This is a genomic window from Desulfosoma profundi, from assembly GCF_055387865.1.
Window position 1 is genome coordinate 3,628,252 of the sequence record NZ_AP042420.1, and the last position, 24,100, is coordinate 3,652,351.

The 24,100-nt window shown below is 58.7% G+C and carries 21 protein-coding genes; 12 read left to right on the forward strand and 9 right to left on the reverse strand.

The genetic code is table 11. The features are described 5' to 3' along the window. Positions 1–23 precede the first annotated feature (23 nt). The 5 genes from ACZ5K9_RS15720 to ACZ5K9_RS15740 are packed head-to-tail and all read right to left on the reverse strand — an operon-like array spanning position 24 to position 4,298. Positions 24–1,172: an acyl-CoA dehydrogenase family protein gene (locus ACZ5K9_RS15720; protein WP_464272259.1), complete on the reverse strand. Its 1,149-nt coding sequence runs from the start codon at positions 1,170–1,172 to the stop codon at positions 24–26. Between the two features lie 16 nt (positions 1,173–1,188). Next, positions 1,189–2,040, reverse strand: a complete 852-nt coding sequence (locus ACZ5K9_RS15725) for a 3-hydroxybutyryl-CoA dehydrogenase (RefSeq protein WP_464272260.1) — start codon at positions 2,038–2,040, stop codon at positions 1,189–1,191. A 17-nt stretch (positions 2,041–2,057) separates the two neighbouring features. Beyond that, positions 2,058–3,233, reverse strand: a complete 1,176-nt coding sequence (locus ACZ5K9_RS15730) for an acetyl-CoA C-acetyltransferase (RefSeq protein WP_464272261.1) — start codon at positions 3,231–3,233, stop codon at positions 2,058–2,060. A 16-nt stretch (positions 3,234–3,249) separates the two neighbouring features. Beyond that, entirely contained in the window at positions 3,250–3,627 is a 378-nt protein-coding gene (locus ACZ5K9_RS15735; RefSeq protein WP_464272262.1) for a DUF167 domain-containing protein, read from the reverse strand. Beyond that, positions 3,624–4,298, reverse strand: a complete 675-nt coding sequence (locus tag ACZ5K9_RS15740; RefSeq protein WP_464272263.1) for a rhomboid family intramembrane serine protease — start codon at positions 4,296–4,298, stop codon at positions 3,624–3,626. The genes ACZ5K9_RS15735 and ACZ5K9_RS15740 overlap by 4 nt, the downstream gene beginning before the upstream one ends. A 271-nt stretch (positions 4,299–4,569) precedes the next feature. Here ACZ5K9_RS15740 and ACZ5K9_RS15745 point away from each other — a divergent pair, with 271 nt between their 5' ends. The 11 genes from ACZ5K9_RS15745 (at position 4,570) to ACZ5K9_RS15795 (ending at position 16,495) form a co-directional block, all read left to right on the forward strand. After that, positions 4,570–6,285: a hydantoinase/oxoprolinase family protein gene (locus tag ACZ5K9_RS15745; protein WP_464272264.1), complete on the forward strand. Its 1,716-nt coding sequence runs from the start codon at positions 4,570–4,572 to the stop codon at positions 6,283–6,285. 18 nt (positions 6,286–6,303) lie between these two features. Beyond that, positions 6,304–7,620 (forward strand): histone deacetylase family protein, encoded by a 1,317-nt coding sequence (locus ACZ5K9_RS15750; protein WP_464272265.1) that lies wholly within the window; start codon positions 6,304–6,306, stop codon positions 7,618–7,620. A 6-nt stretch (positions 7,621–7,626) separates the two neighbouring features. Further along, positions 7,627–8,667: a dual-specificity RNA methyltransferase RlmN gene (gene rlmN / locus ACZ5K9_RS15755; protein WP_464272266.1), complete on the forward strand. Its 1,041-nt coding sequence runs from the start codon at positions 7,627–7,629 to the stop codon at positions 8,665–8,667. 128 nt (positions 8,668–8,795) lie between these two features. Further along, on the forward strand, positions 8,796–9,137 hold the full coding sequence (gene hisI / locus ACZ5K9_RS15760; RefSeq protein WP_464273987.1) for a phosphoribosyl-AMP cyclohydrolase: 342 nt from the start codon (positions 8,796–8,798) through the stop codon (positions 9,135–9,137). Next, positions 9,134–10,009 (forward strand): ATP phosphoribosyltransferase, encoded by an 876-nt coding sequence (gene hisG, locus ACZ5K9_RS15765; protein ID WP_464272267.1) that lies wholly within the window; start codon positions 9,134–9,136, stop codon positions 10,007–10,009. Before hisI ends, hisG begins: the two co-directional genes overlap by 4 nt. A 25-nt stretch (positions 10,010–10,034) precedes the next feature. Then, entirely contained in the window at positions 10,035–10,868 is an 834-nt protein-coding gene (locus tag ACZ5K9_RS15770) for a tetratricopeptide repeat protein (protein ID WP_464272268.1), read from the forward strand. Further along, entirely contained in the window at positions 10,865–12,073 is a 1,209-nt protein-coding gene (locus ACZ5K9_RS15775) for a pyridoxal phosphate-dependent aminotransferase (protein WP_464272269.1), read from the forward strand. Before ACZ5K9_RS15770 ends, ACZ5K9_RS15775 begins: the two co-directional genes overlap by 4 nt. Positions 12,074–12,196: 123 nt before the next feature. Next, complete coding sequence (yihA, locus tag ACZ5K9_RS15780; protein WP_464273988.1) at positions 12,197–12,778, forward strand: ribosome biogenesis GTP-binding protein YihA/YsxC; 582 nt, start codon at positions 12,197–12,199, stop codon at positions 12,776–12,778. A 48-nt stretch (positions 12,779–12,826) separates the two neighbouring features. Beyond that, positions 12,827–14,428: an FAD-dependent oxidoreductase gene (locus ACZ5K9_RS15785; protein WP_464272270.1), complete on the forward strand. Its 1,602-nt coding sequence runs from the start codon at positions 12,827–12,829 to the stop codon at positions 14,426–14,428. 760 nt (positions 14,429–15,188) lie between these two features. Continuing rightward, complete coding sequence (locus ACZ5K9_RS15790; protein ID WP_464272271.1) at positions 15,189–15,644, forward strand: NfeD family protein; 456 nt, start codon at positions 15,189–15,191, stop codon at positions 15,642–15,644. Then, on the forward strand, positions 15,641–16,495 hold the full coding sequence (locus ACZ5K9_RS15795) for an SPFH domain-containing protein (protein WP_464272272.1): 855 nt from the start codon (positions 15,641–15,643) through the stop codon (positions 16,493–16,495). The genes ACZ5K9_RS15790 and ACZ5K9_RS15795 overlap by 4 nt, the downstream gene beginning before the upstream one ends. A gap of 162 nt (positions 16,496–16,657) precedes the next feature. Here ACZ5K9_RS15795 and ACZ5K9_RS15800 read toward each other — a convergent pair whose 3' ends face one another. From ACZ5K9_RS15800 to ACZ5K9_RS15810, 3 genes are all read right to left on the reverse strand, one after another. Then, positions 16,658–17,026 (reverse strand): hypothetical protein, encoded by a 369-nt coding sequence (locus ACZ5K9_RS15800; RefSeq protein WP_464272273.1) that lies wholly within the window; start codon positions 17,024–17,026, stop codon positions 16,658–16,660. 98 nt (positions 17,027–17,124) lie between these two features. Then, entirely contained in the window at positions 17,125–17,361 is a 237-nt protein-coding gene (locus ACZ5K9_RS15805) for an SAP domain-containing protein (RefSeq protein ID WP_464272274.1), read from the reverse strand. Between the two features lie 15 nt (positions 17,362–17,376). Further along, positions 17,377–20,973, reverse strand: a complete 3,597-nt coding sequence (locus tag ACZ5K9_RS15810) for a translocation/assembly module TamB domain-containing protein (RefSeq protein ID WP_464272275.1) — start codon at positions 20,971–20,973, stop codon at positions 17,377–17,379. Positions 20,974–21,094: 121 nt separating this feature from the next. On the opposite strand from ACZ5K9_RS15810, the gene ACZ5K9_RS15815 reads away from it, so the two are divergent. Beyond that, the gene (locus ACZ5K9_RS15815) at positions 21,095–22,117 is read left to right on the forward strand and encodes a zinc-dependent alcohol dehydrogenase family protein (RefSeq protein ID WP_464272276.1); all 1,023 of its coding nucleotides are present in this window, start codon (positions 21,095–21,097) and stop codon (positions 22,115–22,117) included. Positions 22,118–22,269: 152 nt separating this feature from the next. On the opposite strand, the gene ACZ5K9_RS15820 is transcribed toward ACZ5K9_RS15815, so the two are convergent. Further along, positions 22,270–24,099: an autotransporter assembly complex protein TamA gene (locus tag ACZ5K9_RS15820; protein WP_464272277.1), complete on the reverse strand. Its 1,830-nt coding sequence runs from the start codon at positions 24,097–24,099 to the stop codon at positions 22,270–22,272. Position 24,100: the final 1 nt, after the last annotated feature.

The following is a 24,100-nucleotide window of genomic DNA, read 5'->3' on the forward strand; positions in this document are numbered from 1 at the left end:
CTGGCGATGACCTGCCGGGGTTCCTATTTCAAGAGTTCCCGGGCAATGATGAGACGTTGGATTTCGCTGGTACCTTCATAGATGCTGGTGACGCGAACATCCCGGTAGTAGCGTTCCACCGGAAAGTCTTGGGTGTAGCCGTATCCTCCCAGGATCTGGATGGCATCGTAGCACGCCTTGTTGGCGGCTTCGGTGGCATAGAGTTTTCCCATGGAGGCCTCTTTGGAATAGGGGCGTTTGTTTTCCTTGAGGTAGGCCGCCCGAAGGAGCAGCAGCCGCGCCGCTTCCAGCCTCGTGTAGTTGTCCGCGATCATCCACTGGATGGCTTGATGTTTGGCGATGGGCACCCCGAACTGGATGCGTTCCTTGGCGTAATTGGAAGCAAAATCCATGGCGGCGAGGCCGATCCCCAAGGCCATGGAGCCGATGCCGATCCGCCCGCCGGCAAGTTCGGAAACGGCGATCCGAAAGCCGTCGTTGACTCTCCCCAGCACAGCGCTTTCCGGCACGCGGCAATCTTCGAAGAGCAACTCATTGGTGGATGAACCATGCTGGCCGAGTTTCTTTTCGTCTTTGCCGATGGTGAATCCCGGTGTTCCCGGTTCCACGAGAAAGCAGGTGATCCCCTTCCCTTTCGGAGCTTCCTTGTCGGTCACGGCCCACACCACGAAAATGCCGGCGTACTCTCCACTGGTGATCCAGAGCTTGGTGCCGTTGATGATCCAGTGGTTCCCGTCTTTGACAGCGCTCGTGCGGATACCCGCGGGGTCCGACCCGGCGCCGGGTTCGGAAAGGGCAAAGCTTCCCGCCGCATATTCGCCACTGCACAAAGGCGGAATGTAGCGCCGCTTCTGCTCTTCGGTCCCCATGGCCTGGATGACTTCCGCCACCATGTTGGTCACGGACGTGGTCACCGTCGTGGCCGCACAAGCGCGCCCCAGCTCCGTCATGGCCAAGGAAAAGGCGATGACCCCGGCACCCGTTCCCCCGTATTCCGGGTCCACATTAAGCCCCATGAAGCCCAATTCGGCCAACTTTTTCAGGTTTCTCTTGAGGATGTCCCGGTTTTTGGTGCGATCCAGTTCCGCCGCTACGGGTTCCAGTTCGTTCTTGGCGAACTTGGCCGCCGTTTCCTGAATGATTTTTTGTTCCTCGGTGAGTTCAAAGTGCATCAGGGACGCCTCCGTTTCAGCTGTACTCGTAAAATCCCCGTCCGGTCTTGCGGCCCAGCCACCCGGCCTCGACGTATTTGCGCAGCAGCGGACACGGTCGGTACTTGGAATCACAGAATCCTTGGTACAGGGTTTCCATGATGGCCAGGCATGTATCCAGGCCGATGAGGTCGGCCAAGGCCAAGGGTCCCATGGGATGATTCATGCCGAGTTTCATGACCGTGTCGATGTCTTCTCGGGTGCCGATGCCGTGGTACAGGCAATAGACGGCTTCATTGATCATGGGCATGAGGATCCGGTTGGCGATGAAGCCCGGGTAGTCCTGCGCCAAGGCCGGCGTTTTCCCCATTTTTTCCGACAGCTGCCATGTGAGCTGAAACGTCTCGTCGGAGGTGGCAATGCCGCGAATGATCTCCACCAGTTTCATGACCGGCACAGGGTTCATGAAGTGCATGCCGATGACTTTTTCGGGCCGCTTGGTCTTGCCGGCGATGCGCCCGATGGGGATGGAGGACGTGTTGGTGGCGAGCACGGCATGGGGTGGACAGATATTGTCCAGATCCTGGAAGATTTTAAACTTGATCTGCTCGTTTTCTGTGGCCGCCTCCACCACGAAATCGGCAACGGCCATATCTTTGAGGTCCACGCTGGTGCGGATGCGCCCCAGGACGGCGTCCATCTCTTCCTGACTCATCTTGCCTTTTTCCACACTTCGAGCCAGGTTTTTCTTGATGGTGTTGAGGCCTCTCTGGACGAACTCTTCCTGGATATCGTTCATGATCACTGACAAGCCGCTCATGGCCGCCACCTGGGCAATGCCATTTCCCATCTGACCGGCACCGATCACGCCAAAGGTCTTGACTTCCATGGTTTTCCTCCTTCGCTCTACCGCTTCACCACAAGAGCCACGGCCTCGCCGCCGCCGAGGCACAGGGAGGCCAAGCCGGTTTTCTTGTCCCGCCGAATGAGTTCGTAAATCAAGGTGACCAAGACCCGGGCACCGCTGGCACCGATGGGATGCCCGAGGGAGACGCTGCCGCCGTTGACGTTCACCTTGGCCGGATCCAGCTTCAGTTCCCGAAGGACGGCCACGGTGGATCCGCTGAAAGCCTCGTTGATCTCATAAAGATCCACATCCTCGAGACCGATCCCCTCTTTTCTGAGGCATTTGGGCACGGCCCAGATGGGTGCCACCAGAACGTATTTCATGTCGATGCCGGCGGACGCTTGGGCACCCACGGTAGCCAAGATCCGGCATCCCAAGGCTTCCGCCTTTTCCTTGGCCATGACCACCACGGCGGCCGCCCCATCGGAGATGACGGAGGCGTTGCCGGCTGTGGTCACGCCGCCTTCCTTAAAGGCAGGTTTCATCTTCGACAGGATTTCGTAGGACGTCTCCCGGGGGCATTCATCCTTGGCAAAAAGGACCGGGTCTCCCTTTCGCTGCGGGATGGGCACCGGAACAATTTCTTCCTGAAACTTCCCCTCGGCAATGGCCGCCAAGGCCCGCCGATAGGACTCTTCGGCATATTTGTCCTGGTCCTCACGGCTCACGCCGTAGCGTTCGCTGCACAATTCGTTGGAGATTCCCATGTGGAAATCGTTGACGATGTCCCACAGGCCGTCGTGGATCATATGATCCTTCAACTGCCCGTGACCCATGCGGTAGCCGGTGCGCGCTTTGTCCAGAAAGTACGGAGCCATGCTCATATTTTCCATTCCGCCCGCCACCACCACATCGGCGTCGCCCGTCTGAATCGCCTGGGCCGCAAGCATCACCGCTTTGAGGCCGGAACCACAGACCTTGTTCACAGTGAGGCATTCCACTTCCCAGGGCATTCCGGCTTTCACAGCAGCCTGCCGAGCCGGGTTTTGCCCATAGCCGCAGGGCAGCACCTGGCCCATGATGACCTCGTTGACGTCGCTTTTCTGGATGCCGGCGCGCCGAACGGCTTCTTCGATGACCACGGCGCCTAAAGCCGTTGCGCCGATGCATGAAAGAGACCCATTGAAACTCCCCAGCGGCGTTCTCACCGCACTCACAATCACCGCTTCCCGCATGACCTTGTCCTCCTTCTCAGCTTCCGTTGGATGTTGGCGAATGCCGCTCTTCGCCTATGCCAAGGGCCTGAAAGATTTCCACAAGCCGCTCGGCGCTCGTTCCCTGGATTAAAACGACCTTATTTCGGCTCCTATCCCCGTGAAGCAGCACCACACGATTTTTGGCCGTTCCCGTTAGGTCGGAAAAAAACCGCAGACATTCTCGGTTGGCCGCCCCTTCCACAGGCGGAGCGCAGACCTTAAGCTTCAAGAACCCGTCCTGGATTCCCGCCAACTCGGTCTTACGGGCGTTGGGCTGCACCCGGAGCGACACCGCGGCCCCCTCAGGGTGGCTCCGCACATACGCGGGAAAGTCCTTTCCCGGCCGAAAATCAGTCCTCGGATGCCGAATCATCGGCGCCCCCTGAACACTTTGAGGAGGACCATACCGGCGATGAAGCCGCCGATGTGGGCCCACCAGGCCACCCCACCCACCTGGGCCCCGCCGCCCATCAGGGAAAAAGTGCCGCTAAAGAACTGCATCAGAAACCACACGCCCAAAAACACATAGGCCGGCAACTCGATGATGGAAAAATAAAAGAAAATGGGCACCAAGGTGAGAACTCGAGCCCGAGGATACAACAAAAAGTAGGCGCCCATGACACCGGCAATGGCCCCGCTTGCCCCGATGGTCGGGATCCTCGAAGCCGGATTCGTGACGATGTGGAGTAACGACGCGGCCAGTCCACAGAGCAGGTAAAAGACAAGATACCGGCCGCGTCCCAGAGCACTTTCCACATTGTCCCCAAAGATATGGAGCACCCACATGTTGCCGATCAGATGCATCCATCCGCCGTGGAGAAACATGGTGGTGACAAAGGGAATCGTCTGTTCCACCAGGCTGTAGCGCGCCGCGATTTCAGGGTGGGTGTAGCGCACCGGAACAATGCCGTATTGAAAGATCCATACGCGCAACTGAGGTCCCAACAGGAGCTCGTAGAGGAACGCGACGATGCAAATCCCGATAATCCCATAGGTCACCGCAGGAAATTCCCGGGACGGATTGGCATCGCGCAGGGGGATCATCAGTTCCGGCCCCTTCTCGGCTTTAGGTCCTCATTCGTGCTTTCTAAAACGAGACAAAATAACTTCTTTTCATTTTGTTGTAAAGAAAAGCTTGTTTGCTGTTCCGAAAGCAGAAACGGTTCATTGACACCCGAGGGCCTTTTGGCTAGCATCCCTAGGACTTGCGCGGCCTTTTCCCGACGAGCGGCAAGAACCGTGGCGATGCCTGCGGCGACTATCACGGACGGATTCATGCGGCACCGGCGAATCCTTTGAAACTTCGAGGTTGGTCATGATCATAGGACTGGATGTGGGCGGCACTCACACCGATGTGGTCTTGTTGGGAGAACAAGGGATTGAATGCCAGGCGAAAATACCCACAACCCACGAGGATCTGCTCCTCTGTGTGTGGAAGGGCTTGGAAGCGGTCACCTTGGGGGTGCAGCCCCACGAGGTGCAACGCATCGTCTTGAGCACGACGCTCACGACCAATGCCATCGCGGAGGAGAAGCTGCCGCCGGTCGGCATGATCGTGGCCGGCGGGCCGGGATTGGATCCCGAGTTTTTCCGCACAAATGAGCATTATTATTCAGTCGCCGGCTCCATCGACCACCGAGGTCGGGAAATCCAACCCATTGAACCCATGGAGATTGAGGCCATCGCGTCCAAGCTGCGAAAAGAGGGCGTGCGCCATGTGGGGGTGGTGGGGAAATTTTCCGTGCGCAATCCCAAACATGAAACCCAGATCCAACAGCTTCTGGGAGACCATTTTGAATATGTGGTCTTGGGACACCGGCTGTCGGGGAACCTGAATTTCCCCCGTCGGATCGCCACCGCGTACCTCAATGCAGCGGTCTATCCCATCCACAAAAGATTCTTCGATGCCGTGCGCCGCTCTCTGAAGAAAAACGGCCTGCCCATTCCCATCCATATCCTTAAGGCCGACGGGGGGACCATGAGCTTTGACGCTTCGTTGGACCTCCCCGGACAGACCATTCTCTCCGGTCCGGCGGCGAGCGTCATGGGGTCGTTGCCGTTCACTGCGGAGGATGTGGATACCATCGTCTTGGACATCGGCGGAACCACCACGGACATGGCCGTGCTGGTGGGCACCGTCCCGCTTCTGGCGGCGCAGGGAGCCGAGCTCGGCCGATTCCGCACACTCATCCGCGCTTTGCGAACCACCTCCTTGGCTTTGGGGGGAGACAGTGCGGTGCGGGTCAAAGACGGCCGCCTGCATGTCGGACCCGATCGCGAGGGGCCGGCCATGGCCTTCGGCGGACCAACGCCGACGCCCACCGATGCCATCATCACCTTGGGCGGGGATTTGAAAGGCAACCGGGACGCCGCCCAACGGGGTATGGCTCAGGTGGCGCACGCCTTGGGCGTGACTGTAGCGCAAGCCGCCCAACAGGTCTTTGACGCCGCGTGCCAAGGCATTTTGGATGCCGCCGAAGAAATGGTGCGTGTCATCAACGCCAAGCCGGTTTACACCGTCCACGAACTGCTGGAGGGCTACCAAGTCCGGCCCAAGGAGCTCCTTGTCCTCGGTGGACCGGCTCCCTATTTCGCCAAGCGGCTCCAAGAGATTTCCCCTTATACCGCTCGAGTGGTTCCCCAATGGCAGGTGGCCAACGCCGTCGGTGCGGCGCTGGCGCGGACCACCTGCGAGCTCACCCTGTTTGTGGACACCGAACGCGGGATCGCCACAGCGCCGGAAGAAGCCTTCCATCAGCCGGTGAAGCGCGATTTCACCATGGAGAAAGCGGTTTCACTGGCCGTGGAATTGCTCGCGGAAAAAGCCGTCCGAGAGGGGGCGACCCGCGAGGACCTGGAAATGGAAGTTCTGGAAAGGCTTCAGTTCAACATGGTGCGGGGCTTTTACACCACGGGCAAGTACTACCGCGTGAAAGCTCAAGTGAAACCGGGTCTTATCCACCACTACCGATCGGTCATCGAAAAAATTCAAGCCGCTTACGCGCCGGAATCCTGTTCCCGCGCCGGCTGAATTCAAGGAGAGCTGCTCATGCTCCGTGCCGCTTCCAAAACCGGACTGGTGATTTTCCCCGCTTTCGACTGGGCGATCAGCCCCACACATCCGGAACGGGAAGAAAGACTGCTTTACACTCAGGACCAAATCTTTGAAGAAGGTCTCCTGGACATTGAGGGGATCGTCGAATTCAAGCCCGAGTTGGCCACCATCGAGGACGTTCGGCGCGTCCATTTTTGTGCTCCGGACGAACGCAGCGTGCTTACCGAAAGCCACCTCATCAGCGCCGGAGGCGCCATGACCATCGCCAAGGCGGTCATGGAGCGTCAGGTGGAACGAGGCTTTGCGTTGGTCCGGCCTCCGGGCCATCATGCCATGCGGGTGGTGCATGGGGCGCGAGGTTTTTGCAACATCAACATCGAAGCGATCATGATCGAGTATCTCCGGTCCGCCTACGGGATCGATCGCATCGCCATTGTGGACACGGACTGCCACCACGGGGACGGCACACAGGACATCTATTGGCACGACCCCGACACTCTATTTATTTCCATGCACCAGGATGGGCGCACTTTGTATCCCGGATCCGGCTTCCATCACGAACTGGGAGGCCCGACGGCCATGGGGGCGACGATCAACATCCCCTTGCCCCCGAGGACATCGGAAGAAGGTTTCCTTCGGGCCATGGAAAAGATCGTGCTGCCCATCCTCGAAGAATTCCGGCCGGAATTGATTGTCAATTCCGCCGGACAAGACAATCATTACACGGACCCCATCACCAACATGAATTTCTCGGCGCAAGGTTACGCCACACTCACCAGCATGCTCCGCCCGCATATTGCCGTGCTGGAAGGGGGGTACTCCATCGAAGGGGCTCTGCCCTATGTGAATGTGGGCATCATTCTCGCGCTCGCGGGGGTGGATTACAGCAAAGTGATGGAACCGGACTACGACCCGGCACGGATTCGACAGTCGCCGGAAACGAACGACTATATTGACCGAATGGCCCAGGAAATCATGGACTACTGGCGCCGATGTCCTGAATTCATTGCCAAGAACCGGGCCACCAAAGAATTTGCGCAGCGCGAGCGCACCATTTATTACGATACGGACAACATTCTGGAAAACCAAAAAGAACGCCTGCGCGTGTGCCCGGTGTGCAGCGGGGTATTGTCCATCGATTCCCTGACTGACCGGGGATATCATATCTATGCCGTGCACATTCCTCGGAAGGCCTGTCCGGACTGCGTCGCCCTGGGCTATGAATGGTTCGATTCGGTGAGTTTGCGCTCTTATGATCGGGTTTTCCTGCAGGATCGCACCATAAACCGGTATCAGGTCAAGACGGCGTGATCGGCCATGCCCATGGATCGGGTCTATATCAAAGATTTTCCTTTGGACGCCTTGGAAGCCTGGGTCCAACGCCTCGGCGAGAGGCCTTTTCGCGCCCGCCAAATCTACCGTCACCTCTATGGTCGCTTTGTCCGCTCCTGGGACGAATGCTCCGACCTCTCCAAAGCGTTCCGCACTCAGCTGGAATACGGCACGTGGCTCAATGCCATGGAGATGATCGGGACGGAAGACGCCGCCGACGGCACGCGCAAGTTCGTCTTCCGTCTCCATGACGGAAACCTCATCGAAAGCGTGCTCATTCCCGACCCACCCCGCCTGACCGCGTGTGTCTCCAGTCAGGTGGGCTGTGCCCTAGGCTGCCGGTTCTGCCTCACCGGAACCATGGGCCTGAAACGCAATCTGCGCACAGCGGAAATCGTCGATCAGTTGATCCACATGCAGCAGGCGCTCGGAACGGACGGGCGGATCACCAACATCGTCTTTATGGGGATGGGCGAACCCTTGGCGAATGAAGATGCCGTCTTGAAGGCTCTCACAATACTCTTGGACCCCAACGGGCTGGGCTTTTCCCACAGGCGGGTCACCGTTTCCACCGTGGGTCTGGTGCCGCAGATGGCACGTTTGGGAAGGGAAAGTCCGGTAAACCTCGCTGTGAGCCTTCACGCGGCGGACGATGACACCCGAAGCCGCCTCATGCCCATCAACCGGAAATATCCCTTGGCCGCCCTTATGGAAGCGTGTCGGGCGTATCCCACACCGTCTCGCAAGCGGATCACTTTTGAGTACATTCTCCTGAAAGGTGTGAACGATCGTCCGGAAGACGCCCGGCGTTTGGTGAAGTTGCTCTCCTCGGTGCGTTCCAAGGTGAATCTCATTCCCTTCAACCCCCACCCCGACCTTCCTTTTCAACGGCCGTCCGAAGAAGCCGTGCTCCATTTCCAGGAGATTCTTCAGCAGGCCCATCTTACGGCCACGGTGCGTCAGAGCCGCGGGGCGGATATCCGAGCGGCCTGTGGACAGTTGGCCGCTCGGATGGTATCCTCTTAAGGTTTCGCCGAGCTTGGCGGATTTTAGTGCCCAAAGCGCACCCATCCACGGATGGTGCTCAAGACAGGCGAAGAGAAGCAGAGGAGACGGCGTTGACAGAGAAACCTGATTTCGCTAAGGGAAACGGAATGCTCCCCGTGATCGTCCAAGATGCGGCGAGCCGTCGCGTTCTCATGCTGGCGTACATGAACGAGGCTGCGTGGGCCAAGACCCTGGAGACGGGGTTGGCCCATTACTGGAGCCGCTCTCGACAGAAGATGTGGCTCAAAGGCGAAACGTCGGGTCACGTCCAAAAGGTTCGGGACATGTACCTGGACTGCGACGCCGACACCCTTTTGATCCTCGTCGAACAAACCGGGGCGGCGTGCCACGAAGGCTACGCCTCGTGTTTTTTCCGCCGACTTCAAAACGGTGTCTTCCAAGTGGCGGAAGCTCAAGTCTTTAATCCCAAGGAGGTTTATAAGGAGTGAATCAGCTGATCCTCGGTATTCCCAAAGGCAGTTTACAAGAAGCCACCATCGAGCTGTTCCGGAAATCCGGCTGGAAGATTTCCCTTACAAACCGGAATTATTTCCCCGAAATCAACGACCCGGAAATCCAGTGCAGTATCTGCCGGGCTCAAGAGATGAGCCGTTATGTGGAAAACGGCACCTTTGATGCGGGCTTGACGGGAAAGGACTGGATCCTGGAAAACGACTCCGATGTCCATGTGGTGGCGGATCTCATCTATTCCAAGGTGAGTCAACGCCCGGCCCGCTGGGTCCTGGCTGTTCCTTACGACTCCCCGGTGAAAGACCTGCAGGACCTGGAAGGCAAGAAGGTTGCCACCGAATTGGTCAATTTTACCCGGCGCTATTTCGACCAAGCCGGGGTGCGCGTGGATGTCGAATTCTCCTGGGGGGCCACCGAAGCCAAGGTCATTGCCGGGCTGTGCGACGCCATTGTGGAGGTGACAGAGACGGGGGCGACCATGCGCGCCAACGGCCTGAGGATCGTCAAGGAACTCATGCTCACCAACACCCAGCTCATCGCCAACAAGGCGGCGTGGAACAACCCCTGGAAGCGCGAAAAGATCGAGCAGATCAGCTTGCTGCTTCAAGCGGCGCTGCGGGCCGAAGATCTGGTGGGCCTCAAGATGAACGTGCCCAAGAACAAACTTAACGACGTTATCGAAATTTTGCCGAGCCTCACCTCGCCGACCACGGCGCATCTCTATCAATCGGACTGGGTGAGTGTGGAAGTGGTGGTCTCCAAACACACCGTGCGCGAACTCGTCCCACAGCTCATCAAGCGTGGGGCGGAAGGGATCATCGAATACAGTTTGAACAAAGTCATCGGATAACACTCCTGGGACCCGGGGAGAAGCCATGAAGCGGCATCCACGTGCGGCGGCACAAGGCGTTGGGCCGAGTAGGGCTTTACGGAACACCGGGGGGCTCATGGCCCTGCTCGGGGCGCTCTTGCTGGCTTCATGTACACCTTTGCCGTCTTCTGGACACGACCCCACGAGATGGATGGACGCCGACGAACTGCGGGCGCTCGGGGATAAATTCCTGGCCGCCGGGGACACCGGCCAAGCTTTGCAATACTTGGCCGCCGCGGAAAACAAAGATCCCAAAGACCCCCGCACCCACTACAGCCTGGCCTTGGCCTATGCGGCCCGCCGCCTGCCGGACCAGGCCCTGTTCCATTTTCAGAAAGCCCTGGAATTGAAACCCGATTATTCCGAGGCGCATAACGCCTTGGGCGCTTTTTACGCGGAACAGCAGCAAAGAGAAAAGGCCGAAGAACACTTTCAGAAGGCTTTGGCCAACCCGTTTTACCGCACACCCGAAAAACCTTTGTTCAATCTTGGGCGGTTGATGATGGACCAAGGGCGCTATGCGGAAGCCTTGAGATATTTCGACGAAGCTCTTCATTTTCAGAACACTTACGCCGAGGCGCACCTTTACCGTGGCCGGGCTCTGGATGCGCTGGGAAGACAGGCTGAGGCCCGCCGGGCTTACAAAGCCGCGGTGACGTACGGCCCGAATCTTGCCGAGGCCCAATTTCACTATGGAAGAGTCTGTGCCACCGAAGGCCGCACCGAAGAAGCCGTGAAGGCGTTCCGTCATGTGATCCGGCTTGCACCGGGCACTGCCCTGGCCGATGCCGCCTCGATCTATCTTCGAAAACTGGGAGCCGAAGGACAGAACCCATGATTTGCCGCCGTGTGCGTGACATCAAGCCGTTCCTGGTCATGGATGTCCTAGAGAAGGCGCAGGCCATGGAACGCTGCGGGGAATCGGTCATCCACCTCGAAGTGGGGGAACCCGATTTCAACGCCCCCAAAGCTGTGCTTGAAGCCGCCAAGGAGGCGCTGGAGCGCGGGGAGACTCATTATACCCACAGCCTTGGGCTGGTGCGGCTTCGAGAAGCTCTGTGCGCCTACTATGCCGAAACCTACGGGGTGAAGGATTTGGAACCGGATCAGATCCTGGTGACCTCCGGTTCATCCCCGGCGTTCCTCGTGGCGCTCAGCACCATCATGGATCGGGGCGATGAGGTGATCCTTTCGGATCCGCACTACGCCTGTTACCCGAGCTTCGTGACCTTTTTGGACGGCGTGCCGAAAATGGTGGCCGTGGAAGAAGAAGACGGGTTCCAGTTCCGGGCCGAAGTTGTGCGCCGGGCCATCGGGCCCAAGACCCGGGCGCTGCTCATCAATTCGCCGTCCAACCCGACGGGGACGATCATGGACAGGGAGCGCCTCGAGGCGTTGGCCGATCTGGGACTGTGGATCCTGAGCGACGAGATCTACCACGGGTTGGTCTATGAGGGTCGGGCCCATTCCATTCTGGAATTCACTCGGAAGGCCATCGTCTTCAACGGTTTTTCCAAGCTCTTCGCCATGACGGGATTTCGGCTGGGCTATCTCATCGTGCCCAAGGATCTCGTCCGCCCCATGCAAGCCCTCATGCAGAATTTTTTCATTTCCGCCAATTCGGTGTCTCAATGGGCGGGCTTGGCGGCCTTGACGGTCCCGGAGGTCCGCGACGAGGTGGCCCGAATGGTGCGGATCTACGACGAACGGCGCCGGTTTATGATCCAGAGGCTTCGAGCGATGGGTTTTGGGATTGCCGTGGAGCCGACCGGAGCGTTTTACGTCTTTGCCAACGCCAAGAACTTTTCTCCAAACTCTTTAGACTTTGCTTTTGAAATCTTGGAAAAGGCCCGTGTGGGGGTGACCCCGGGAGTGGACTTCGGCAGCCGGGGCGAAGGATACCTGAGGTTCAGCTACGCCAACTCACTGGAAAACATTGCCGAGGGCATGGATCGCCTGGAACGGTTCCTTGCCGAACGCAGCCGTCAGGGCCGGGTCTTGGCGGGACCACGGTGCCCCGATTCCGACCGTCCCGGGGTATAAAAGGAGACCATAGAGGGGTGTTCGCCATGACCCCGTCACTCTCGGAATGCCACCGCACGGTTACCCGAGTCGGGCTGAGAGGTTCGCATGGACGATGCAACGATCCCCCACGCCGCATCCCCTGTGATGATCCGATCGGCTGTTTTCATCACCTCCGCGGTGGCGCCTCAAGGCTACCCAAGGGAAGGCCTTCCCGAAGTGGCCTTTGCCGGCCGATCCAACGTGGGAAAATCTTCGCTCATCAATACTCTTGTCGGCCGCAAAAAGCTCGTGCGGACCAGTGCAACGCCGGGCCGTACGCAAACCCTCAATTTTTTCAAAATCAACGACTCCTTTTTGTTCGTGGACCTGCCGGGTTACGGCTACGCGAAAGTCCCACAAAAGGTCCGGGACCAATGGGGTCCCATGGTGGAAAGATACCTGTCCTCCCGTCAGGAACTTGCCGGGCTGGTGCACATCATGGATCTCCGGCATCCCCCCACGGCCGACGACGTCCAGTTGTGGAATTGGCTCCGCACCCAAGGAATCCGGACTCTGCCTGTGCTTACCAAGGCGGATAAAGTTCCCCGGGGAAAACGCCTGAGTTTTGTCCAGTCGGCCGCCCGGATTTTGGGTGTGCCTGCAACCGAGATCCTGGTCTTTTCGGCGCTCACCCGGGAAGGGGTCCATGAAGCATGGGCCAGAATTCTTCCGTGGATTCAATAATCCGCAGGTGCATTCCGTTCCTGTCGCGAGAACACCAGGAGGCAGCTCATGGCACGACAGGCGTCGTTACCTAAGGACGTGGAAAAACACCTCAAACAGCTTTTTAACAAGCTCCCCTACCCCGTCTCCGTCCACGTCATCACGGACAAAACCCAGTCTGAGGGGATCACTCTGGTGGTCAAGGAATTTACGGATCTGTTTCGATCCCTTTCGGAAAAAGTCATTTTCCGAGAAATGGACCGAAGCGATCCCCGGGTGGCCTCGTGGGGAATCGATCGAGCACCGGCTCTCGTCTTTGAACCCGAACGATATCGCATCGCCTACTTGGGCCTGCCCCTGGGAGAAGAAGGACGAACCTTTGTCGAAATCCTTCTTCTTGTGGGCACCCGCGACAGCGCTCTCAGCCCCGCGTCGCGAAAAATCGTGGGCCGACTGACCGACCCGAGGACGATCAAAGTTTTTGTCAGCGCCACCTGTCCCTACTGCCCGCAAGAGGCCGTCAATGCCGTCAAAGCCGCCGTCGAACGCCCGGACCTGGTCTCCGTCCAAATTGTGGATATTCAGTTCAATCCGGATCTTGCGGAAAAGTACTCCGCATTCAGCGTCCCTCAGACCTTTGCCGATGACGTTCTCATCGCCCAAGGGGCACAACCGGAAGAACTTTTCATGGCCTCCTTGGAAAAGATGGAACCCCAAACCATCTTCATCCCCGAAAGCGACGCCGAACGGGTGGACACCGACCTGGTCATCGTCGGCGGCGGACCGGCGGGTTTGACGGCGGGGATTTATGCGGTGCGGAGCGGGCTTCGCACGGCGGTGATTGAACGAGGCACCCTGGGCGGTCAGGTGGCGACAACACCGGTGGTGGAAAACTATCCGGGGTTTGCTCGCATTGCCGGCAAGACCCTGGTGGACATTATGGTCTCCCACGCCATGGAATACGTGGAAATCTTCCCCAACGAAGAAGTCCTCGAGATTCAGCTTTCTCCATCCATGGAAGTCCGCACCAATCGACGGACCTTCCATGCCCGGGCCGTGCTCTTGGCGACAGGGGCGACCTACCGAAAGCTGGAGGTCCCCGGTGAAAGCCGGCTTTCGGGACGCGGGGTGAGTTTTTGCAGCACATGCGACGGGCCTCTCTACAAAGGGAAAAAGGCGCTGGTCATCGGCGGGGGCAACAGCGCCGTCACGGAGGCGTTGCATTTGCATCATATCGGCGTCCACACGACCCTCGTCCACCGGCGCGATCATCTGCGGGCTCAGGAACATCTCGTGAAGGCCTTGACCGACGCGGGAATTCCCGTCCTGTGGAACACTCAAGTCAAGGAGATCCACGGCGAGAAAAGGGTCACCCATGTGGAGCTGCTCAATACCAAGACGGGGGAAACCTTCCATGTGCCCGCCGATGCCGTCTTCGTGGCCATCGGTTACGTCCCGGAAACCCGTCTCGCCCAGGCTTTGGGCGTGGCCCTCACCCCTGAAGGTTACATCCGGCACGATGGTTTTCATCGGACCAACGTGCCGGGCATTTATTGCGCCGGAGATGTGGAAGGCGGTTATAAGCAGATCGTCACGGCGGTCGGTGCCGGGGCGGGCGCCGCGATGACCATCTTCGAAGACCTGTCCCACCCATACTGGACCCGGCCTTAAGTGACACGCCGCAGCGGCGGGTTTTCAGCTCTCGGGCGTGTGGCGAATCCTCTTGCCGAAAACCCTCTGGGGCGAATCACTCACGCACCGGAACGCCTCGCAAGGGGCCTGCCCCGAGCTGGTTGCGGCTGTCCTCAATTGGTCAGACTGCGTCTATGCATTAGCAATTTTTGCAATGGTAGTAAATTTACGTTGATTTGGTGCGATAGGGTCTGCCATCACGTTTTCAGTTTGCGGGTCCATTGATTCGGATGTCGGAAGGTCAACCCACGGCGTCCCGTTCCACGGATTGAGAGCCATTGTGATGCCGGGCGGCATGCATGCACCTGTTTGTAGTGTCAGGGCGATCCCCAGCGGTCGCCCCGACTCCGGGCACGGCCTTCATGCGATGGACCGGGCCGATTCAGGTCAGGCACCTGAACCCGGCTCTCCGTTCTTTTCGTTGCCTATGGTCAGGCTTTGGTTCAGGACAGGCACGGGGATCTGCCCATCCATGATGGTTGCCCGAGGGGGGCCCTCCGTTCAAAACCGTGACCGCAGAACAAATACCCTAATGGCGGGGACCGCAGGGATTCACGATTCGATCTGCCGCACAAGGAGGATCAGGGTTTCGGGAGAACCACGGATTGGGTTCACACATCTCCCTTGGATTCACTGTCGAATGAGAGCCATCCCCGAGAGCAGCTCACTCCGCAAGGACGTAAACATGCCCACGCCCCGCGTTTGAAAGTCGGGCCTAGGGCAAAAGTGAGGTGATCGGATGCGATACTGGGTATGGATTTCCCTTGGTATGATTCTCGCCATTTGCGAGATTTTCGTTCCCAATTTCGTCATCATCTGGTTCGGTTTGGGAGCGATCTGTGTGGGCCTTCTCGTTGCCGTCGCATCTGTCTCGCTGAAGATCCAGCTCATCATCTGGGCCTTGAGTTCGCTGGCGTTTGTGGGCCTGTGGTTTCTCTTCATCAAGCCCCGAATGCGAGATCAGACCAAGGCGGGACTTTCTCGGGAGGTTCTCGTGGGGGCTGTCGGCCAGATCATCGAAGCGCCGCGGGGCGCCGCCCGAGGCAAGATTCGATTTCCAATCCCGCTGCTCGGCGCCGAAGAGTGGCCTTGCCTGGCGGAGGAAGGGCAGGCGGTTTCTGTGGGAGATCGAGTGGAAGTGACTGAAATCTCAGGAAATACATTGATCATCCGCCCAAAAGGAGGGAAGTCATGACCCCTGGATTGATTCTGGCGATCATTTTTTTCATCCTCGTCTTGGTGACCATTATCATGGGCGTCCGCATTGTGCCCCAGGGCTACAAATTTGTCGTGCAACGCCTCGGCAAATACCACAAGACCTTGACCCCAGGTTTGAACGTCATCATCCCGTATGTGGATACGGTAGCCTACAAAGTCCCCACGAAAGACCAGGTCTTCGACATTCCCTCTCAAGAAGTCATCACTCGGGATAACGCGGTCATCGTGGCCAATGCAGTCGCCTATATCAACATCGTTTCCCCCGAGAAAGCCGTTTATGGCGTCGAAGATTACAAGGTGGCCATCCAGACTTTGGTGCAGACGTCACTGCGTTCGATCATCGGGGAAATGGATCTTGACGATGCCCTGTCGTCGCGCGAAATCATCAAGGCAAAGCTCAAAGAAGCCATTTCCGACGATATCTCGGATTGGGGCATCACCTTAAAGTCCGTTGAGATTCAGGATATCGCCCCTTCGCCCAACATGCAAAAGGCTATGGAGGAACAGGCCGCGGCGGAAAGGCAGCGCCGGGCAACGGTGACCCGAGCCGAGGGCGAAAAAACGGCGGCGATTCTTCAGGCCGAAGGACGTCTGGAAGCTTCCCGGAGGGATGCCGAGGCCAAGATCGTCTTGGCGGAAGCCAATAAAAAGGCCATTCAGCTGGTCATTGAAGCCGCGAAGGACAATCCGCTCCCCCTGATGTTCATCTTAGGGGAGCGGTACATCGAAAGCCTCAAACTGCTTGCGGAGTCTCATAATGCCAAGGTCATCACCTTGCCGGCGGATCTGCCTGCCGCACTGCGGGGGGTTCTGGGTTCCAAGGGTTGACACGGAAGCAACTCCCCGGGGCATCCTGCGTTGCCTTATGCCCCGTGCGCTGCAGTGGGTCGATCCCAATGAGAGCACCCGCCGACAGCCCAAAAATGTCCTCACAAAAGCCGAGGAGCCTTCATAAGCTTCGGCTCGAAAAACCAGAGACTCCTTCCGCGCTCATTCATCGTAAGCCGCCTGGCCGAATTCGGGGATGCGGCGCAACACTCGGTAGGCTCCTTTGTCCTTCAAGGAATAGCGGAGCCCGTGAAAGGTGAACTCGTCTTGGTAACCGAAGGGCAGGCCCAAGTCCTGTGCCTCCGAGATGGTTTCCATGATAAAGGAAAGCACCTTGGCATATTCCAAGACGGATTCGGACAAATTCCGAGTGTCGATCCAGATCTCCTTCAGGCCAAAGAGCCGGGTCAATCCTTCCGTGTGAAATCCATCGGCGTGAGGATCCCGAACCACCGAGATCACCTGTTCCGGCTTTTTTTGATTTTGCACCTTGAGGAGTTCGATTTTCTTCTCGTGAGGATCTATTTCCATGTTTATCCTTTCTTAAGAATGGAAGGCCGAAGAGGCCCCGAGGTCCGAGGATCCGCGAAAAGAGCTCCCGTTCGGGTGTGTGCCACTCGTCCTCCGCACTAGGCGCTTTCTCCCTTGGTGGCACGTTTCGGCCCCTGCGTGGCCGTGTTCATGTCTTCGGTGAGGCACAGCGGGCGAAAACAGCACTCAAGTTGGTCGCAATAGCCCTTGGCCGTGCCGAAGCAATCGAAGTTTCCTTCGGCCCGTTGGATTTCGCGGATAAGCTCCGCCTTTTTCTTGCCGAAAGAATTGATCCCCAGCGCCTTGGCTTTGGCTCGAATGTCCTGCATCTTCATGGCCCGACTCCTTTCTCAATTTCCGAAGTCGTAGCGGAAAAACACGTCGACCCCTGCCCGATCTTCCCGCCCCACCTGGCTTTCTATGGAAAGGTATCGATTCACGCGGTACTCTGCCCGCAGCTCGTCTTTGTCGTCTCCTTCAAGAGCCTTTTGGTATGTCACATAAAGTTCAGGGGTCAGGTATTTGCCGATTTCCAGCACGCTGCCGTTTTCCGTTCCCTTGATGTCGACGGCGTCAGGCGAAAGGGGCGTGCCGCCCAAAAGGCTTTTGACCACCGGGGTGGTGTCGCCCCAGACGAACTGAAGACCCCGGTCTTGAATGTCGCGAGCCTGACTGTGGCTCAGTTCCCTGGCAGGACGGCCGTAAAGCAGGAGCGACACAATATCCACCTGGTCCATTTCCGGGGAACTGGAAAACACCAAGGTCGGGCGGCTGAGCTGCCCCGATAGGGACGCCGTGATGCTGTAGTCGTGCACGTTTTTGTGACAGGTGAGGGAGAGGAAGGGATCGGGAGGTGTGTCGCCGCGAAACGTGAGTTCCCCTTCCACAATTTTGAGGCGTACCCCCTGAAATGCATATTCTCCTTTGGACGTCTCCAAGGTGCCGAGAAGCTGGATCGGGCCACCCCGGGCCTTATGAAGGACCACCCCCCCTTGAACTTCGGCTTCCAGACCAAACCCGCGTGCCCAGGTACCTTTTTCGGGAAGTCGGATCTCCAATTCCATGGCCAGACTCCCAAATCCCTTGGTTTTTTGGGGATGGGCAGGCCGTGTCCCAAGTCGGACGACAGAACCGGATCCGATTTCCTCCACGATGCGGATCTGCCGGGCGATGTCTTTTTCCAGTTCCCCAAGGTTGACGGCGGCCTTTGTGAGTCGCACTTTTCCGGCGATGTCCGGTGCGAACGCAGGTCCCGCTTGGGAAATGGTCCCGGAAACCGCACCTTCGCCGTCAATGCCAAAGATTTCGGGAAACCGGACGTGTTCTCCGGCCACTTCCAAAAAATACCCGCCGAAGCGGGCCCCCGATAAAAAAAGCTCCCCACGGGCTTGGGCCCGGCTGCCGAGCAGGGTAAAGACGGCGCTTTCGATCCGCACGGCGTGATCTTGGGCCCGCCAGTGGATTTCCATGTCTTCGAGACGTTCTCCCCAACCGGGCCACTGAAAAGCGGCGTGGTTGACCGTCCCTGCGCCTTCGAGACGGATTGCATCCAAAGAACCTGCCAGGCGCAGGTCCCAAGAGGCGCGCCCTTTCAGCTCTTTGAGAGGAATGAGCCCCTGTAAGCTGTCGAGAGGAATATTCCTCGCCGTGGAACGAAGAGACCCGCCAGCAGCCGATAGCACACGAAACTCCCACGGCACGAAAGACACCGTGACGGGGACATCGGCTTCCAAGGACACGGGGCTGTCCCATGCCGCGGCGGTGAGCTCTCCACGCGCTGAAAATCTGCCTTTTTCGTAACGGCCCGAGAAAGTCAAGGAAGCCGGCATCAGGCCAAGCACTTCGATCCGGGACACAGAACCCTCAAAATGTCCTGTGGGATTCTGTGCCGACCCCTGGATGCGGCATCGACCGTCCAGACGTCCATTGGAAAGCGCTTTCAAGGACTTTCCGTCTCGTTCGCCAGGGATCGCCTTGTAGAGCCATCGGCCCAGATCCACCGCCGTGAGCTGCACGAAAAAATCCAGAGTCCCTGAAGACCTGAGTGTACCCTGTACTGCGGCGTATTCAGCGCCGTGAGTGCAGCGTAGGGAAGAGACGTCCACACCGCCTTGGCCGGCCTTGAGTTGTCCGGAGATCTGGTATATTTCGCCGCCCAAGGAAAAATCCCCTTTGTCGATCCGGATCACCCTTTGGGGATCGTCAAGGGACTCCACGGCGCCTCTCATGTTCATGCGCTCTACGGCGGCGAGGCGTCGTCCCTCTGCGTCGAAATGCACCGTCTCCGCTGTGGCATCTTGGCGAAGCCTCAACCGCAAGGAATCCCCGGTCATACGGCCGTAACCGAAAGAGAGGATCTCCACGGTGAGTTTCCGGGCCTCCCGCGCTCGGGAAAAGTTCGAGGTGCCATCAATTTTTACGGTCTTGGCCCGGAAATCGGCAACCATCAAGTCCGTCCCTGCAATCTGTCCCGTCCAGGTGAGCATTGGCCAGGTTCCTTGCAGGAGGCCGTGTCCCGACACCTGCCCCGACAAAGAACGGTCGGCCGCCATGTGCCCGAAAAGTTCAAGGGGGACCCGATCGGCTTTGAGGGTCAAATCCACCGCCGGCCCTTTGTTTTGTGGAACGCCTTTTGGATTGCTGAGGGTAATTGTGCCCGAGGTTTCCAGGAAGCCGTCGGCGCCCACTCGGACCGCCGCCCGTCGCAGCGTGATGCGCTGATCTTTGAATTCCACATCCAGGGTCACGTCCCTCATTGTCACAGCGCCTGTGGTGTATGTCCCGTGGGACAAAGAAAGGGCCATGGTAAGGGGAGCATCTTTTGTGCGCTCCATGCGGATCCGGGCCGTCGCCGACAACCGAGACGAATCCTGCAATCCCCACGGCAAAAAGAAGTCCTGCAACGCCGTGTCCGCCGTAAGCTGGGTCAACCCTTCAGACGCGATCCACGAGGCCGTGCCGGAAATCTTTCCGTGCGCACTTCGAAGATCGTAATGACCTTGCAACCTCCTGATGGGGCCTTCGACGCGGATTACCCCTTCGAGGGTGGGCGGTCCCCGATCGCCTTTGTCGAAAACGGGCAGCCCTTCAATGGTCCATTGCCACGGGGTGAGCTGCACGTCCAAGGACAGATGCCCTTCGGGAAGGTTATACCAGACTCCGGAAAGAACCACATGTGACGTTTCATTGACCGTGGCCCGCACAGCCTTCACCTGCAGCAAGCCGTGCCTGTAGGACGCCTCACCGGTCAGCGCCACCTTTGCACGGATGGGCTCCTGAAACTCCATATGCCACGGTTCGAGGGACACTTCTATTCCCAAAGGGCTTCCATCTGGGGCGCCGCGCAGTGACAGCCGACCGGTGATTTCGTGCACATCCAGGAGGCAGCGATCCCCGTCAAAGCCCTGAATGCGCCCCGAAACCATGGTCACCGGAACGGGATCCATGAGAATCCGAAGGCCCGCCCCGGTCGAGATGCCGTTTCCCCCTCTGCTGCCGGACACGGGGACGCGCCAGGCCCCTTCAGGGGTCTTTTCCACCCGCAAGACCGGTTGAGTCAGCACCAGGTTCCGGATTTTCACATGAGGACGGCTCCACCGGAACGCATAGTCCACCTCTACGGATGCCGCAGAAAACAAGGGACGCCCGTCCACTTCCGCAGCAAGGTTTTCCAGACGAAGGTGTCCCGTGGGAAACCATCGGAAACCGCCCAGCACCATCTGAAGGCCGGTCTCTTTCTGAATTCGTGCGCTCAGGCTTTCGACAGCCCGTTTCTGTATCCAGGGGGTATGGATCGCAAGCCCAAGGAGACACAGTAAAATCAGGCCGAGCGCGCCGAAAACGAGGAGTCCTTTGACAATGCCGGGGAAAACTTTGGCGCCATTTCCGGCCCGCTGCCGGTGGGGCGGCCTCGATGGCGTTTTCCCTTGACCTGTGAATGATCCCACGGTTCCATCATCTCCCGATGGGTGGTGGTGTGTCGTGTATCGTCATGTGCCGATTATCAACAACTCGGCCGGTTAAATCAACTCATGTTCACGGTTATCCGTCCGCGAAGGAGGAATCCCCATGAGAGCTATGGTCCTACACCGGTGCGCCCCTGTGGAAGAAAATCCTTTGAGTCTGGTCGAGCTTCCGGATCCGGAGCCTTCCCAAGGGGAAATCCGCGTGCGGGTTTTGGCGTGCGGCGTGTGCCGCACGGACCTCCATGTCATCGAAGGAGAATTGCCCCCGCTGGGTCATGCGGTCATTCCCGGCCATCAGATCGTCGGGCGCGTGGACAAAACGGGACCCGGGACGACACGGTTCCGCGTCGGGGACCGCGTGGGGATTGCCTGGCTTCGGCACACCTGCGGCGTGTGCGACGCCTGTGCGGAGGGGCGCGAAAACCTCTGTGAAAAGGCACGGTTCACGGGCTACCACGCGCCTGGAGGCTACGCCACGCACGCGGTGGTCCATGAAGATTTTGCCTACCCCATTCCCCACAATCTCTCGGATGCGGAAGCCACACCGCTGCTGTGCGCCGGCATCATCGGCTATCGCAGCCTCAAGAGAGCTCTGTGCGGCCCGTTACACGGGAAAAATCCTCACAAACCTCGAACGCTCGCGCTATACGGGTTTGGCTCTTCCGCGCATATCGTGATCCAGATCGCCCGATATTGGGGGTATGAGGTCTTTGCCGTCTCGCGCACCCAACGCCATCAAAAACTTGCCTTGGAACTGGGGGCCGTCTGGGCGGGCTTTTCAGCCGAAGATCTTCCCGTCAAGGTCCACCACGCCATCGTGTTCGCTCCAGCCGGCTCTTTGGTGCCTGCCGCTTTGGAACATTTAGACAAAGGCGGAACTCTGGCGCTGGCCGGCATCTACATGACCCAGATTCCGCCCATGGACTACGAAAAACATCTTTTCTACGAAAAGAACGTCCACAGCGTCACGGCCAACACCCGTCAGGATGCGCTGGAACTTCTCGAAACGGCCGCCGCCATCCCGATCCGCCCGACCGTGCGGACCTATCCTTTGGACGCAGCCAACGAGGCGCTTCAGGACCTCAAGGGCGACCGCATTGAAGGCACCGGTGTACTCATTCCATAGCCAAGGCTCCAGCCGAGGTTCGAAGCGTGATCACGGCCTGTATCCTGTTCAGCCCCCTAGTCTGAAAGGTTCGAGCCTTGGGGGCGCCAGGATTGAGGCACAGGCGAGATTAAGGTTCTGCTCGGCCGGTTCCCGCCGTTTCATAGGGAACATCAAAACGCCTGGCCGATGCTCAAGTGGATTTGGTAGCGATTGAAAAAATCCTGGTCGGGCGGGTTGAGTTGGTAGCCGAAATCCAGCCGCAGGGGTCCGACGGGCGTCTTGTAGCGGAGTCCGACCCCTGTGCTGGTGCGCAGTTGATCCCAAAGCAGTTCATAGCCGCTTTGGAAAACGTTGCCGGCATCGAAAAAGAGCACCCCTTCCCAGGAACCCCGGACAGGAAAACGCCATTCACTGCTGAGTTCCAGCAGGGTCAGCCCGCCCAAGGGATTGCCGTCTTCGTCCAAGGGGCCGAGCTGCTGATAGGGATATCCGCGAATGCTGGTGCTGCCGCCGCTGAAATATCTTTTAAAGATGGGGATCCGGCGGGTGTCTTCCAAAGCGGCGATCCCGCCCCATTTGGCCCGAAAGGCCAACACACCCAAGGGGTCCACGGGGAGGTAGGAGCGCCCTTCGAGGCCCAGTTTCACAAAAGCCACCTCAGAACCGACAGGCGTGCCCCCCCACTCCAGGCGATGGAACAACTGCACGCCTCGTCGGGGATCCAAGATGTTGTCCACCCTCTGGTAGGTCGTGCCGAACACCAGCGACGACACGTAATACTCCTCACCCTTTTGGTCGCTCGGCCGAATGGCTTTTGGGGAAAGCCCCACATCCACCAAACGGTTGGCTTCCACGTTGGGGCCGGCCGTAAGCAGCCAGTGGTCGTTGAGCTGCCAGGCCACCTGAGGCCTCAGAAAATACTGTTCATTCTCGTAGCTTTCTTGGATTTCTCGGGAGACTCCCCCGGCGACCGTCAGTCGGAGCGGGTCCCACAGAAAGTGGGGCTGGACGAGACGCGATTCAAAAAACCGCACGAGAGCACTGGCCTTGGCGTCGAATTCCAGATTCCTTCCTTCCCCGAGAAGATTCCGATATTCGTAGCCGATCCGACCACGCATCCGGTCTTCCGTGCCGTATCCCGCACCCAGCCTCACCGTCTGGCTCTTGGCTTCCTTGACGACCACCGAAACGGGCACTTCCGACCCGGAGGATTCGTCCAGCAGAGGTTGGACATCCACAAAGGTGAAGAGTTTAAGATCCATGAGGCGTTTCTGGGAATCCGTCAGGGCCTTGGCCCGATACCGTTCACCCGGCCGGAAGGCGAGTTCTTTGAGGATCAGCGGGGTTTCCACACGACGGTTGCCTTCCACGCGCACCGGTCCGAACGAACACAGGGGCCCTAGAGAGACATGGACCTGGATGCGGGCGATCTTCGCCTCCTTGTCCATGGTGCCGGTGGTTTCCACGTGCGCCCGAGGATAGCCCCACTGGCTGAGGAAACGGCGAACCGCTTTTTCCGTGTCGTAAAAATCGGGGGACGTGAAGCGGCCCCCGGATTTGACCGGGATGACCTCCATGAGGTCTTCATGCCACGGGCCGGAGGCCATGCCGTCCACGGTGAGCTCGACGTTTTCCACCATGACGGGTGAACCTTCGTCCACCGTGATCTCCAGGATCACTTCGCGACCGCCCAGAGGGATCAATCGATGGCCCAACACCCGCGCGTCGTAGAATCCCTGGCTTCGGTAAAACTTCTCGATGCGCTCCAGATCTTCCCGCAGCACGGCCTCGTCAAGGGGATTGCCCCGCCCCCAGCGGAAACGCTTGGCTTGGGTTTCCATGATCTTTTCGAGGCGGGCGGCATTGAAGCTTTTGATGCCGACAAAGCGGATAAAGCGCACAGCGGGTGGTGCCGCCGTCTGCGCGGAAAGCGCGGACGGCACGCCACAGAGAAGGAGGGACACGGCCACGCCGATACCGAACCGGCCTAGGCGATCCATC

Excerpts from the sequence above, each read along its gene's own strand:
- ACZ5K9_RS15720 (WP_464272259.1), bottom strand. The coding sequence starts at position 1,172 with ATGCACTTTGAACTCACCGAGGAACAAAAAATCATTCAGGAAACGGCG.
- ACZ5K9_RS15725 (WP_464272260.1), bottom strand. The coding sequence starts at position 2,040 with ATGGAAGTCAAGACCTTTGGCGTGATCGGTGCCGGTCAGATGGGAAAT.
- ACZ5K9_RS15730 (WP_464272261.1), bottom strand. The coding sequence starts at position 3,233 with ATGCGGGAAGCGGTGATTGTGAGTGCGGTGAGAACGCCGCTGGGGAGT.
- ACZ5K9_RS15735 (WP_464272262.1), bottom strand. The coding sequence starts at position 3,627 with ATGATTCGGCATCCGAGGACTGATTTTCGGCCGGGAAAGGACTTTCCC.
- ACZ5K9_RS15740 (WP_464272263.1), bottom strand. The coding sequence starts at position 4,298 with ATGATCCCCCTGCGCGATGCCAATCCGTCCCGGGAATTTCCTGCGGTG.
- ACZ5K9_RS15745 (WP_464272264.1), top strand. The coding sequence starts at position 4,570 with ATGATCATAGGACTGGATGTGGGCGGCACTCACACCGATGTGGTCTTG.
- ACZ5K9_RS15750 (WP_464272265.1), top strand. The coding sequence starts at position 6,304 with ATGCTCCGTGCCGCTTCCAAAACCGGACTGGTGATTTTCCCCGCTTTC.
- rlmN (WP_464272266.1), top strand. The coding sequence starts at position 7,627 with ATGCCCATGGATCGGGTCTATATCAAAGATTTTCCTTTGGACGCCTTG.
- hisI (WP_464273987.1), top strand. The coding sequence starts at position 8,796 with ATGCTCCCCGTGATCGTCCAAGATGCGGCGAGCCGTCGCGTTCTCATG.
- ACZ5K9_RS15770 (WP_464272268.1), top strand. The coding sequence starts at position 10,035 with ATGAAGCGGCATCCACGTGCGGCGGCACAAGGCGTTGGGCCGAGTAGG.
- ACZ5K9_RS15775 (WP_464272269.1), top strand. The coding sequence starts at position 10,865 with ATGATTTGCCGCCGTGTGCGTGACATCAAGCCGTTCCTGGTCATGGAT.
- ACZ5K9_RS15785 (WP_464272270.1), top strand. The coding sequence starts at position 12,827 with ATGGCACGACAGGCGTCGTTACCTAAGGACGTGGAAAAACACCTCAAA.
- ACZ5K9_RS15790 (WP_464272271.1), top strand. The coding sequence starts at position 15,189 with ATGCGATACTGGGTATGGATTTCCCTTGGTATGATTCTCGCCATTTGC.
- ACZ5K9_RS15795 (WP_464272272.1), top strand. The coding sequence starts at position 15,641 with ATGACCCCTGGATTGATTCTGGCGATCATTTTTTTCATCCTCGTCTTG.
- ACZ5K9_RS15800 (WP_464272273.1), bottom strand. The coding sequence starts at position 17,026 with ATGGAAATAGATCCTCACGAGAAGAAAATCGAACTCCTCAAGGTGCAA.
- ACZ5K9_RS15805 (WP_464272274.1), bottom strand. The coding sequence starts at position 17,361 with ATGAAGATGCAGGACATTCGAGCCAAAGCCAAGGCGCTGGGGATCAAT.
- ACZ5K9_RS15815 (WP_464272276.1), top strand. The coding sequence starts at position 21,095 with ATGAGAGCTATGGTCCTACACCGGTGCGCCCCTGTGGAAGAAAATCCT.
- ACZ5K9_RS15820 (WP_464272277.1), bottom strand. The coding sequence starts at position 24,099 with ATGGATCGCCTAGGCCGGTTCGGTATCGGCGTGGCCGTGTCCCTCCTT.